This window comes from Collinsella sp. wc0529 (assembly GCF_046116875.1).
Lineage (GTDB): Bacteria > Actinomycetota > Coriobacteriia > Coriobacteriales > Coriobacteriaceae > Collinsella.
The window spans coordinates 281,645-294,623 of the sequence record NZ_JBJXBO010000002.1; the positions used below are offsets into that span (position 1 = coordinate 281,645).

Below are 12,979 nucleotides of genomic sequence, written 5' to 3' on the forward strand. Positions count from 1 at the left end.
CAATAGAATCACGGCCTGCGGGCCATGGGCTTTACGCACAGGATATAAGTATATATGTTACACACAGGCTGTATAAACAACATCCGTTTACCATCGGCGAACGGTTGTCCTAGAAAATCGTTTTACCAACTATCCACAGAGAAGGGGCGCCCGGTTGGAGCGCCCCTTACTTATGGTTTGTTGAGGTTTTGGATCGTCTGCGGACTAGCGGCGCTTTCGGGTGGCCGTTGCCTTGCGGACGGACGTCTTCTTGGACGGCGCTTTTTTCTCGGTCGCGGCGGCGGGGGAGACCGGGGTCTCCTTGGCGGGCTCGGTCTTTGCAGTAGCCTTCGGAGCGGTCTTGACCTCAGCGGCCTTCGGTGCCGGCTCGGCCTTTACTGCGGGCTTGTCCTCGGCCGTAGCCTCTGCCTTGGGAGCAGCGGCCTTGGTCGTGGCCTTTTTGGCCGTCGTCGTAGCGCGCTTGCGCGTGGTGGTCTTGGCGGCCGGCTTTGCCTCGGCCTTGGGCTCGGCACCCGCCTCCTCGACCTTGACGGCGGGCTTTGCGGCAGCCTTCGTAGTGGTCTTCGCAGCAGCCTTCGTCGCAGCGGCCTTGGTCGTTGTCGACTTCGTAGCCGTGGCCTTCTTGGCGGTCGTGGTCTTGGTCGTGGTCGTCTTCTTGGCAGCGGTCTTTACCGGAGCCTTGGCGGCCGGCTTGGCATCAGCGACCTCGGCCTTTACCTCGGGAGCAGCCTCGGCTTCTGCGGCCTTCTTGGCAGCGGCGGTCGTGCGCTTGCGCGTGGTCGTTGCCTTGGCAGCAGTCGTCTTTGCTGCGGCGGTCTTGGTGGCGGCAGTCTTGGTTGTCGTAGCCTTCTTGGCCGTCGTCTTGCGAGTCGTGGTCTTCTTAGCTGCGGGCTTTGCAGCGGGCTTGACCTCGGTCTCTGCCTCAGGAGCAACCTCAGCCTTCACCTTAGGCTCGGCCTTTGCGGGCTCAGCCTCAACCGGCTTCTCCTCGGCCTTGGGCTCCTCAACGGTCACCGGCTCAGCAACAGCCTCAGGCTCGTCGACAACAGCCGTCGGCCTCTCAATCTCCGGGTGCATAAAGAAGTACAGGTCCAGATACTTGTCGGCCGAGCGCGTCCAGCTAAAGTCCTGGCTCATGGCCTGCGTAACCAGCTTGTTCCAGGCATCGCGGTTGTCCCAGAACAGGCGTGCCGCACGGAACACGGCGTCGCCCATCTCATCGCCGTTAAAGTTGGTAAACGAGAAGCCCGTGCCCTCGCCGGTAAACTCGTTGTACGGCTGCACGGTGTCCTTCAGGCCACCGGTCTCGCGCACGATGGGCAGGGTGCCGTAGCGCATGGCGATGATCTGCGACAGGCCGCAGGGCTCAAACTTCGAAGGCATCAGGAACATATCGGCGGCAGCGTACATGCGCTGCGACAGCGCAGGATCGAACTCGATGCGCGCGGCCATGGTGCCGGGGTACTTGTCCTGGAAGTAGCGCAGACCGTCCTCGTAGTCGCGGTCGCCGGTGCCCAGCACGGCCACCTGAACGCCGCCGGACAGGATGCGGTCGAGCGCGTACATGACCAGGTCCATGCCCTTCTGGCGCGTCAGGCGCGTGACCATCACCATAAGCGGACGGTCGTCGCGAACCTCGAGGCCCAGCTCCTCCTGCAGCTTGGCCTTGCACACGGCCTTGCCGGAACGGTCCTCGACGGTGTAGTTGGCGGCAATGCGCTTATCGGTCGCCGGGTCAAAGCCCGTCACGTCAATGCCGTTCAAAATGCCCTGCAGCGCGTACGAACGCTCGCGCAGCACGCCGTCCAGGCCCTCGCCAAATTCGGGCGTCTGGATCTCGTTGGCATAGGTGGGGCTCACCGTGGTGATGGCATCGGCATAGTGCAGCGCACCTAGCATGTAGTTGATGCTGCAGGCGTCGCAGCGCAGCTGCGTAGCTGCCGCGGGAATATGCGCTACGCCCAGGATGTCCTCCATTACGGTGTCGCTAAACTGGCCCTGGAAAGCCACGTTGTGGATCGAGAACACGGTCTTGACGCGCTCGTACAGCGGCAGGTCCTGGTAGAACTCGCGCAAAAACACGGGCGCCAGCGCGGTCTGCCAGTCGTTGCAGTGCAGGATGTCGCACTCAAAGCCGGCCGGCAGGTGCTGCAGGCTCTCGGTGATGGCCTTGGAGAAGAACGCAAAACGCTCGCCGTCGTCAAAGAAGCCGTACGGATAGTCGCGCGCAAAGTAGCGCTCGTTGTCGATGAACATATAGGTGACGCCGTCGTGCTCGAGCTTCTCAAGTCCGCAGTACTCATTGCGCCAGCCCAGGCTCACGTAAAAGTCGGAGAAGTGCTCCATTTGCGCCTTGTACTCGTCCTTGATGGTGGCGTACTTGGGTACCATAACGATAACTTCGGCGCCGGCGCGCACAAGCGCCGCAGGCAGCGAGCCCGCCACGTCGCCCAGGCCACCGGTCTTCACAAACGGTGCGCACTCGGCCGAGGCAAACACGATCTGCATCTTTTTGCTGGAATCAGCCATATTGTCTCCCATGTTGTTATTCGAGAATAGCCGCCTGGCGCAAACCGGGCGGCTATTCTACGTGTTACGAGCGATGTTGCGGTGCCAAAGCTAGCTCGCGTTGGTGATATCAGAAGTTAACGGGGCCTTTCCCAGCACCAGGATGTTCTCAGGCGTGCCGCGAAGCTCGGTGTTGGTGGGAACCACGTTGTTCTTGTCCAGGATGGCATTCTCAACGCGGGCGCCGCTCTTGATGACGCAGCTCTGGTTGATGATCGAGTTGGTCACCGAGGCGCCTTCCTCGACCACGACGCCGCGCGACAGAATCGAGTTGCGCACGGTGCCCTTGATGATGCAGCCGGCCGAGATAATCGAGTTGCAGGCGTGGCTGCCGGTGGCGTAGCGCGAAGGCGGCACGTCGTGAGCCTTGGTCAGGATCGGGCGCTCGGGGTCAAAGAGCTGGTCGGCCACGGTCTGGTCGAGCAGGTCCATGCTGCGGCGATACAGCGACTTCTCGCTAAACACGCCCACGACCTCGCCCTTGTACTCGTAGCTGCACACGTCGATGTTGCCAAAGTCGCCCTGGAGTGCCTCGAGCAGGTCCAGATAGTCGGCGGCCTGGTAGTGGTCGATGATCTCGAGCAGTGTCTCGCGGTTGACGATGCAGCAGTCCATAGAGGCGTTGTCGCCATACACGACGCCGGCGCTCACGCCCGTCAGGCGGCCGTTCTCGTTGATCTGCAGCTTGGTCTCGTCATCGACGTTGCGCGTGGCCTTGCAGTACACAACGGTCATCTGGGCACCGGAGTTCTCGTGCGCGTCGATGATGGTGTTGAGGTCCATGTTAAAGATGATGTTGGTGCCCATCATCACGACATAGGGCTTGTCCGAGCGCTGGAACAGCGTCTTGTTGGAGATGATGTCGCGCAGCAGGAAGCGCATGCCGCCCTTGGTGGTGCCATATGCGTTGCCGGGCACCATGAACAGGCCGCCCTTCTTGCGGTCCAGGCCCCAGTCCTTACCCGAGCCCACGTGGTCGATCAGCGAGCGGTAGTTGCCCGGCATGACGACGCCGACGGTCTTGATGCCGGCGTTCATCATGTTGGACAGCGGGAAGTCGATCAAGCGGTAGCGGCCCAAAAACGGAACGGACGCGATGGGGCGGTCCTTGAGCAGCACGCTGCCGTAGGTCGAAGAGTAGTTAGCGGTGATATAACCGATGGCCTTGCGATTGATCATCGGATCATTCCCCCTTCCCGATAACGACGTCATTTCCAACGACGGCCGTATCCTTGGTGGTATCGACAGAGCCGAGCTTCACGCCCTCTTCGACCGTGGAGTTCTCGCCCAAAATAGCGCGGCAGATGTGTGCGCCGCTCTTAACGTGCGCACCCGGCAGCAGCACGGAGTCCTCGACCACGGCGCGCTCCTCGATGATGACATCGGTCGAAAGGATCGAGTGGCGAGCGGTGCCGTAGATCTTGCAGCCGTTGGAGACCAGGCAGTCGTCCAGGCGACCATCCGGACCAATGTAGTGCGGCGGACGCGTGGTGATGTTGGACATGATGGGGAAGTGCTTGTCGAACAGATCGAACTCGGGGTTGTTGCCCAGCAGGTCCATCGAGGTCTCGTGGAAGCTGGCGATGGTGCCGACGTCCTTCCAAAAGCCGTGGAACTCGTAGCTGTACAGGCGCTTGCCCTCGCCGAGCAGCTTGGGGATGATGTCCTTGCCAAAGTCGTGGCTCGAGCGCTGGTCCAGAGCGTCCTCCTCGAGCGCCTCGATCAGCACGTCGGCCGAGAAGATGTAGATGCCCATGGACGCGAGGTTCGAATCGGGCTTATCGGGCTTCTCGGTGAACTTGGTGATGCGGCCGTCCTCGGGGTCGGTGGTCAGGATGCCAAAGCGGCTGGCCTCCTCCCAAGGCACGGGCATAACGCTCACCGTGAGGTCGGCGTTGTTCTCAATGTGCGTCTTGAGCATCTTGCGGTAGTCCATGCGATACAGGTGATCGCCCGAAAGAATCAGGACGTACTTGGGGTCGTTGGCCTTGATGTAGTCGAGGTTCTGCGTAATGGCGTCGGCCGTGCCCGCATACCAGGCGCCGCCGGTCTGCGTCTCGTACGGCGGCAGGATCGAAACGCCGCCGTCACGGCTGTCCAGATCCCACGCCTCGCCGGAGCCCACGTAGGCATGCAGCAGGTAGGGACGGTACTGCGTCAGAACGCCCACCGTGTCGATGCCCGAGTTGGAGCAGTTGGACAGCGAAAAGTCGATAATGCGGAACTTGCCACCAAAGCTAACCGCCGGCTTAGCGATCTTTTGGGTGAGTGCCCCCAATCGGCTGCCCTGTCCTCCTGCGAGGAGCATCGCGATGCATTCTTTCTTACTCATCGATTTCTCCTTCTGTCATCGATGTTCCTAAACCCATTAGCGACGGGCGCGGCGCAACGTCACGCCCGTCGAGTAATGCCGTGCTGGCATAGGGGAGCTCGCGCGCCTTTACGCGTGCCAGATCTCGTCGCGGTACTCGCGAATGGTTCGGTCGCTCGAGAACCAGCCGCTCGAGGCGGTGTTGAGCAGAGCCTTGCGGTTCCAGGTCTCCTGGTCGCCATAGCTGCCGGTGAGCTTCTCCCATGCATCCACGTAGCTGCGGAAGTCTGCCATGACCAGGTCGGGGTCGTTGTTGTTCATGAGCTCGTTGTAGATGCTCTCAAAGTTGCCCGAAAGACCCGCGAAGGTGTTGTCCTTGAGCTCGTCCATCACGCGGCCCAGGCGCTCTCGATCGCCGTTGAGGGTATCCCACGCAAAGTAGCTATTCGACGCCCAGAGCTGCTCGACCTCGGGGGCGGTCAGACCAAAGATGGCCTCGTTCTCGCGGCCGGCCAGGTCGGCGATCTCGATGTTGGCGCCGTCGAGGGTGCCCAGCGTAATGGCGCCGTTCATCATGAGCTTCATGTTGGACGTGCCCGAGGCCTCCTTGCCGGCCGTGGAAATCTGCTCCGAGATCTCGGCGGCGGGGTAGATGAGCTGGGCGTTGCTCACGCGGAAGTTGGGGATAAAGCAAACCTTCATGACCTCGTTGACGCGCGGATCGTTGTTGATGACGTCGGCCACGGAGTTAATGAGGCGGATGGTCTCCTTGGCAAAGGTGTAGCTGGAGGCAGCCTTGCCGCTAAAGATGAAGGTCGTCGGCGTCACGTGGAAGTTGGGATCGGCGATGCGACGGTTGTAGATGTCCATCACCTTCATGATGTTCATGAGCTGGCGCTTGTAGGCATGGAAGCGCTTTACCTGAACATCGAAGACGGTGTTGGGGTCAATGACCAGACCGGTTTCGGACTTGACGTAGGCGGCCAGGCGCTCCTTGTTGGCGCGCTTGGAGGCACCCACGGCCTTCAGGAACTCGGTGTCGTCCTTAAACTCCTTGAGCTTCTCCAGCTCAAAGGCGTCCTTCAGCCAGCCGTCGCCAATGGCCTCGGTCACGAGCTTGGCATAGGTGGGGTTGGCCTCGGCAAAGAAGCGACGGTGCGAGATGCCGTTGGTCTTGTTGTTGAACTTCTCGGGCGTCAGGGCGTAGAAGTCCTTGAGCACGATGTTCTTGATGATGTCGGAGTGGATCTTGGCCACGCCGTTGACGCTGTGGCTGCAGATCACGGACAGGTTGGCCATGCGAATCTCGCCGTCCCACAGGATGGCGGTCTGGCGCAGACGCTCCTGCCAGCCCTCCTGCGTGGTGTCGAACGACTCGTGCCAACGACGGCTGATCTCGTCGATGATCTGGTACACACGGGGGAGGAGCTTGGAGAACATGCCGATGGGCCACTTTTCCAGGGCCTCGGGCAGGATGGTGTGGTTGGTGTAGCTCACGACCTGCGTCACGATGCTCCAAGCGTCATCCCACTCGAGCTTTTTCTCGTCGATGAGAATGCGCATGAGCTCGGGTCCGCACATGGCGGGGTGCGTGTCGTTGGTGTGGATGGCCACAAACTGCGGCAGCAGCTCCCAGTTCTCGCCGTGCTCCTTCTCAAAGGTGTCGAGCAGGCTGTAGATGCCGGCCGAAACAAACAGGTACTCCTGCTTCAGACGCAGCAGACGGCCGTGCTCGCCGGCGTCGTTGGGGTAGAGGATGGCGCTGATGGCCTCGGCCTCGGCGCGCTCAGCATCGGCCAGGGCATAGTCGCCGCGGTTGAAGGCCTCAAGGTCAAAGTGCTCCTCGACCGGCTCGGCGGCCCAGACGCGCAGCTTGTTGACGGTCTCGCCGGCATAGCCCACAACGGGGATGTCATAAGGGACGGCAAGGATGTCCTGCGTGTCCACCGTGCGGTAGAACGTGCGGCCGTTCTCCTCAAAGCCTTCGACGTGGCCACCAAACTTAATGGTCACGGCCTTGTCCTGACGGCGAACCTCCCAGGGATAGCCATGGGTGAGCCACTCGTCGGTGGCCTCGACCTGGCTGCCGTTGACGATTTCCTGCTTAAACAGGCCGTAGCGGTAGCGCATGCCGTTGCCGTAGCCGGCGATGCCCTCGGCTGCCATGGAATCCAGGAAGCACGCGGCCAGACGGCCCAGGCCACCGTTGCCCAGCGCCGGATCGGGCTCCTGGTTCTCGATGACGGACAGGTCAAAACCCATGTCGTCGAGCGCTTCGGCGACCATGTCGCGCACGCCAAAGTTGAGCAGGTAGTTGTCGAGCAGGCGGCCGATCAAAAACTCGATCGAGAAGTAGTACACGCGCTTCTTGCCCTCGGCGGTGACGCGGGCGTCGCTCTTGGTGGCAACGGTGCGTGCCTTCTCGGCCACGAGCTTGGCCAGGGCGTTAAAGCGGTCCAGATCGCTGGCAGCCTCGACGCTCTTGCCGCTGATGCTCATGACGGCATCGCGATAGAGCTCGGTAAACTCCTGCTTGTTGTCGAAGATCTTATTCATACGTTCCTTTCCCCCGGGGATGTTTCTCCCGGAACGGTTATGACTTGTATCCTACGCCCCCGCGGGGCGGGTAATTACAGCTGTAACGCTTTTGTTACGCATCCTTGGCAGATGGCTTAACAGCAGCTGCCTTGGCCTTGGGAGCAGCCTTTTTAGTGGCTGCCTTTTTGGCCGTGCTGGACTTGGCCGAAGCCTTGGCAGCAGACTTGGCAGCCTTCGTCTTAGCCGGAGCCTTCTTAGCAGCCGCGGTCTTGGGCTTTACCGAGGACGTCCGCTTGCGCGTCGCCTTCTTGGGCTCTTTAACCACGGGCGGCTTATAGCTGCTGGGACCGCGGCGCTTAAGCACCACGCCTGCCAGGCCGGGCACCTTAATTTCGATGGAGTCCATCTGCCCGTTCCAGGGATAGGGCTCGCTCGAGCAGGTGTAGGGCTCCTCGCCGGCGTAGCCGCTGCCGCCAAACTCGGGACGGTCAGAATCGAAGATGACCTCCCAGTCGCCCTCGCGCGGCACGCCCACGCGGAAGCTCTCGTAGCTCGCCGGGTCAAAGTTGATCAGGATCACCAGGTCGTCGTCGACGTCCTCGCCCTGGCGCACAAAGCTCACGATGGACTGCTTCGAGTTGTCCGCATCGATCCAGGTAAAGCCGTCGTCGGTGTATCCGCGCTCATACAGGGCGGGCTCGGCGGTGTACAGGTGGTTGAGCGCCTTGATAAACGCCTGATGATGACGGTGGGTCTCGTACTCCTCGGTCAGGAACCACTGAATGGACTCGTAGTAGCGCCACTCGATAAACTGACCGATCTCGTTGCCCATAAAGTTGAGCTTGGCACCGGGGTGCGTCATCTGGTAGAAGGCCAGCGTGCGCAGGCCGGCAAACTGGCGCCACCAGTCACCCGGCATGCGGCCGATGAGCGAGCACTTGCCGTGCACGACTTCGTCGTGGCTCAGCGGGCAGATGAAGTTCTCGGTAAAGGCGTACATGATGGAGAACGTGAGCAGGCCGTGGTTGCCGGGGCGCCACGGAAAATCGGTCTGCATGTAGTGCAGGGTGTCGTTCATCCAGCCCATGTCCCACTTGTAGTGGAAGCCCAGACCGCCGTCCTGCGGCGGATAGGTCACGAGCGGCCACGCGGTGGATTCCTCGGCCATCATCATCACGTCGGGGTAGTGTGCCTCCACGGCGCAGTTGACCTGACGGATAAATGCGCTGGCGTCCAGGTCCTCCTCGGTACCGTACTTGTTGAACTTCTTTTGGCCGGGATCGTCAATGCCAAAGTTGAGGTAGAGCATGCTGGACACGCCGTCCATGCGAATGCCGTCCACGTGGAAGTTCTCGAGCCAGTACAGCACGTTAGAGACCAGGAAGGAGCGGACCTCGCCGCGGGCGAAGTCAAACTTGTGCGTGCCCCAGTTGGGGTGAATCTCGTGCTCAAACAGCATGTGGCCGTTAAAGGTGGCAAGGCCGTGGGAGTCGGCGCAAAAACCGCCGGGCACCCAGTCCATGATCACGCCAATGCCCGCCTCGTGGCAAGCGTCGATAAAGTGCATGAGCTGCTGCGGGTTGCCGTAGCGCGACGTGGCGGCATAGTAGCCGGTCGTCTGGTAGCCCCAGGAGCCATCGAAGGGATGCTCCATAAGCGGCATGACCTCGATATGCGTATAGCCCATGTCGCGCACGTAGTCCACGAGCTCCACCGACAGGTCGTCGTAGGTGTAGAACTCGCCACGCTGCGCGGGGAAGGGATCCATGGGGCCGGGATAGTTGCCGTACTCGTCGGGCTCGCCCTGCGGCGCGTCGCCGTGGCGCTTCCACGAGCCAATATGCACCTCGTAGATGTTGAGCGGCTGCGACATGTGATTGTGTTCGGCGCGGCGCTTGAGCCACGTGGCATCGTTCCACTTGTAACCATCGAGGGTCCACAACACGCTGGCGGTACCCGGAGGGCACTCGGCCTTAAAGGCATACGGATCGGCCTTATAGAGCTTTTCGCCCTCGTTGGTCTCGATGAGGTATTTATAGAGCTGGCCCTGCTCGGCACCGGGAATAAAGCCCTCCCAGATAGCGCTCGTATGCACGGGCACCAGCGGGTTGGCTTGCTCATCCCAATTGTTGAATTCACCGATAACGTGGACGCTCTTAACATCGGGCGCCCAAACGCAAAAACGCCACCCGCGCGTACGATTCTGAGTGTCGGGATGCGCGCCCATCTTTTCCCAGCTGCGCTCCCACATACCAATGCCAAACAGATAGACATCGTCCTTGGAGAGTTCCGGTGCGTGCGGGGCGGCTTTACGGGTAGCGGGCTTTTTAGCCGTTGGCTTTAGCTTTGTATCGCTCACGTTTGATCCCATCATGACACGGCAGCGTGTTGCCTTGGTGACTAGATGCGAAAGGTCCAAGGCTGCACGAATCGAAGGGACGGCAAAGTTTCTGTGATTCGTTCCACCTCGCGTGCTCGGTGGAACTTTCGGCAGAAACTACGATAACACCTGTGCGTTAGTTTTATGGATGAAAGCGGATTTGCGAGGACGTTTAATCGGTAAGCGACATGTTTATACCACTGGCAGAATTACCGTGGTAAAACTCTTGACAGTTTTACCAATTAGGGTTTCAAAATTGTTAGCCTGACGTTTGGTAAAACGTTTTTAGCAGGTTGTTTACCATTTGACATTGAAAGGTTCGTTTATGTCCCATACCGCCGCTCCCAAGGTTGCTATTATTTTCGATTGCGACGGCACATTGGTTAATAGCACCCCCGTTTGGGCCTATGCCCAGCCCGAGTTATTGCACCGTCACGGGATTGACGTGACCGTGGATGACTTTGCCCAATTTGAGCACCTGTCGCTGGAGGATGAGTGCCAGGCCTACCACGACACATGGGGCATTGGCACAGGTGGCGAGGAGCTGTATCGCGAGCTGAGCAATATTCTGATTGATGGGTACTCCAAGGTGCCGCCGCGCGAGGGACTCCTGGCATTTTTGGAGCAGGCAAAGGCGGCGGGCATTGCCATGTGCGTGGCCACGTCTACGCCGGCCGAGCTGGTGCAGTCCGCGCTCGCTGGTGCCGGGCTCGACGCTTACATGGAGTTTGTTACCACGACGGGCGAGGCGGGACGCTCTAAACAGTTCCCCGATGTGTACGAGCTGGCGCTGCGTCGCCTGGAGGAGCGCCATGGGCACAAGTTTGAGCGCGCTTGGGTGTTTGAGGACGCCGTCTTTGGTCTAAAGAGCTCTGGGGTCGCCGGCTTTAAGCGCGTGGGCATCTATGACCCACACGGCCGCATGAAGCGCGACGACGTGCGTGCCAACTGCGATATCTTTATCGACAGCTATGAGGACCTGGATCTCGCCCGCGTGCTGGCGTTTGAGGGATAGGCGAGGGCTGTGGGTTGCAAGGTATTAGTGGTCTGCGGCTCACCCGTGGTGGCGAGCGCGGATCTGTTACGTAGGCTAGCAGGGGAGTGCGACCACGTTGTCGCCGTGGACCGCGGACTCGATGCGCTGCTGGGTGCGGGACTGGGCTGCGACGTGTATGTGGGGGATGCCGACACGGTGAGCGACGCGGGTCGCGCGCTAGTCGATGCCGCCACCGATTTTAAAGTTGAGCGCCACGACCCCTACAAGGACTGCACCGATCTGGCGCTGGCGCTAGATTCCGTCCGCCGTCGCTGGCCGGGTGCTGAAGTGGTTGCGACCTGCGCCGCCGGCGGACGTCCGGATATGGCGCTTTCCGTACTGGGGCTGCTCGCGGGCTACGATGACGCCCCAGTCTGGATTGCCGAAGACGAGATCACGGCCCGTATCCTGCACGGAGGCGAATCCTGGGCCATCGAAGGTGCCGAAGGCAAGACGTTTTCCATAATCGCAATCGCCCCCAACACCGAGGTTAGCGAGCACGGCCTAGAGTGGGAACTAGATCACAGCTCCCTGGGTTTGTTGGCCGACACGGGCATTAGCAACGTCGTCAGGTCAACAGCCACGATCCGAGTCCACACCGGCACTGCCATCGCTTACCTATATCATTAGGCATTTAGAGTCTGACCAAAAAAGTCCTTGCACGTCGCGCCAACTTCCCCTATAGTATCTTCCCGTCACGGGGGCGTAGCTCAGCTGGGAGAGCGCTTGACTGGCAGTCAAGAGGTCAGGGGTTCGATTCCCCTCGTCTCCACCACCGTGAATGCAAAGCCTCCGGGAAACCGGAGGCTTTTTTCATATGCAGCAACTGCACAAATCAAATTGACGCCACACCAACATCCACACCCAAAAAAGTTGCGCAATTTATTTCCCACTTCTATACATAGTTTGTTAACCCAACATAATTCCATTTTGCATTTCACGTCGTCAGCTTTGCAGCTCGGGCGGTGCGTGCCAACAGCTACACCCGCATAAACCTGCGTTAATGTGAACAAGTTTGCAAAATTACCCCCTTAATCACTGCAAATGAACGATATGTTGTCGCGCGCGGCCTAAATAGGTTTCTAGCGACCTTGTGCTAGGATATCTATCGTTACATGGGTTCAACTGTGCCCACGGCTCCAGCAAGCCGCAAAGCGCAGGGTCGATCAGCATCCGGCCGTAACGGCGGTGCCAGAAAAACCACGAGCTCCAATAGCGTCGTCATGCGTATCGCATCGAATGACTTTGTTTTGTGTGTGCAAGCTGTTCTTTCGAATCGATATTTCATGACTAATTGCAGCAGTCTTACAGCTGTTTGCGTGTGGTCCAGTTTTGTACCCGCTTGACTGGGCCGCACGCAGCTAGCTGGAGTCGCGGTCATTTTGCGATACACGTCCGCGTCTCTAGCCACTGCAGTTATACATACCGTTCACGGTGAGGCAGAGCCACGTGCTTGACTAACTGGGCTCAGGGTTTGAATATGGAGCGCCTTCGCGCACAAGCGCCCTGGCGAAGCCATACCCAAACCCCGTGAGCCACACGTAAGACAGAAAGGGGGTGGTGCTCGTGTGGTATGTGATCCAGGTCATTAACGGTCGCGAAGACGTAATGCGCGAGCGCATCGAGCGCATGCTGCCGGCTAGCGCCATGCAGGAGCTCTTTTATCCCCAATTTCAGACCGAGATCAAGGTACACGGCGAATGGGTCAATACGACCAAGCCGCTCTTTCCCGGTTATCTTATCTGCGATACGGCAGATCCCCGTACCGTGCAACAGTATCTGCTGCGCATGGATGACTTTGCCAGGGTGTTATCCCAGGACGGTCAGTTTGTGCCGCTGGCAAAAGAAGAGGTCCAGCTTATTGGTGGCTTTACGCATAGGGGAGACCGCGTTGTGCCCATGAGCGAGGCCCTAAAAGACGGTGACAAGGTCGTAGTGACGGCAGGTCCGCTGCTGGGCCACGAAGGCCTTATCAAAACCATTAACAGACGCAAGAGCACTGCCCTTTTGGAGCTCAACCTGTGCGGCCGACGCATAACTACCCGCGTTGGCCTTGCGGTGCTTTCAAACGAACAGCGCGTCATGCGCAATCACAGAAAAGCGATCGCCTAGCTGCAAGCTCGCAAGCGGACGACCGAAAGCAAAA

General features: G+C 59.8%; 8 protein-coding genes and 1 tRNA gene. 4 read left to right on the forward strand and 5 right to left on the reverse strand.

Features of this window, described 5'->3' with window-relative positions; all coding sequences use genetic code 11:
* Nucleotides 1–204: 204 nt before the first annotated feature.
* From glgA to glgB, 5 genes are all read right to left on the reverse strand, one after another.
* Nucleotides 205–2,529: a glycogen synthase GlgA gene (glgA, locus tag ACKUTP_RS07810; RefSeq protein ID WP_409064008.1), complete on the reverse strand. Its 2,325-nt coding sequence runs from the start codon at nucleotides 2,527–2,529 to the stop codon at nucleotides 205–207.
* A 90-nt stretch (nucleotides 2,530–2,619) separates the two neighbouring features.
* Nucleotides 2,620–3,747 (reverse strand): glucose-1-phosphate adenylyltransferase subunit GlgD, encoded by a 1,128-nt coding sequence (glgD, locus tag ACKUTP_RS07815; RefSeq protein WP_161115682.1) that lies wholly within the window; start codon nucleotides 3,745–3,747, stop codon nucleotides 2,620–2,622.
* Between the two features lie 4 nt (nucleotides 3,748–3,751).
* Entirely contained in the window at nucleotides 3,752–4,900 is a 1,149-nt protein-coding gene (locus ACKUTP_RS07820; RefSeq protein WP_006233920.1) for a glucose-1-phosphate adenylyltransferase, read from the reverse strand.
* A gap of 108 nt (nucleotides 4,901–5,008) precedes the next feature.
* Nucleotides 5,009–7,435 carry a glycogen/starch/alpha-glucan phosphorylase gene (locus ACKUTP_RS07825; protein WP_409064009.1) on the reverse strand — a complete coding sequence of 809 codons (2,427 nt, stop codon included), beginning with the start codon at nucleotides 7,433–7,435 and terminating at the stop codon, nucleotides 5,009–5,011.
* Nucleotides 7,436–7,529: 94 nt separating this feature from the next.
* On the reverse strand, nucleotides 7,530–9,791 hold the full coding sequence (gene glgB, locus ACKUTP_RS07830) for a 1,4-alpha-glucan branching protein GlgB (protein ID WP_409064228.1): 2,262 nt from the start codon (nucleotides 9,789–9,791) through the stop codon (nucleotides 7,530–7,532).
* A gap of 331 nt (nucleotides 9,792–10,122) precedes the next feature.
* On the opposite strand from glgB, the gene ACKUTP_RS07835 reads away from it, so the two are divergent.
* From ACKUTP_RS07835 to loaP, 4 genes are all read left to right on the forward strand, one after another.
* Nucleotides 10,123–10,812 carry an HAD family hydrolase gene (locus tag ACKUTP_RS07835; protein ID WP_409064010.1) on the forward strand — a complete coding sequence of 230 codons (690 nt, stop codon included), beginning with the start codon at nucleotides 10,123–10,125 and terminating at the stop codon, nucleotides 10,810–10,812.
* Between the two features lie 9 nt (nucleotides 10,813–10,821).
* A complete protein-coding gene (locus tag ACKUTP_RS07840) occupies nucleotides 10,822–11,463 on the forward strand; it encodes a thiamine diphosphokinase (RefSeq protein WP_409064011.1) in 642 nt (213 codons plus the stop codon).
* Nucleotides 11,464–11,532: 69 nt separating this feature from the next.
* Nucleotides 11,533–11,608, forward strand: a tRNA-Ala gene (locus ACKUTP_RS07845).
* Between the two features lie 785 nt (nucleotides 11,609–12,393).
* Nucleotides 12,394–12,945 (forward strand): antiterminator LoaP, encoded by a 552-nt coding sequence (loaP, locus tag ACKUTP_RS07850; RefSeq protein WP_409064012.1) that lies wholly within the window; start codon nucleotides 12,394–12,396, stop codon nucleotides 12,943–12,945.
* Nucleotides 12,946–12,979: the final 34 nt, after the last annotated feature.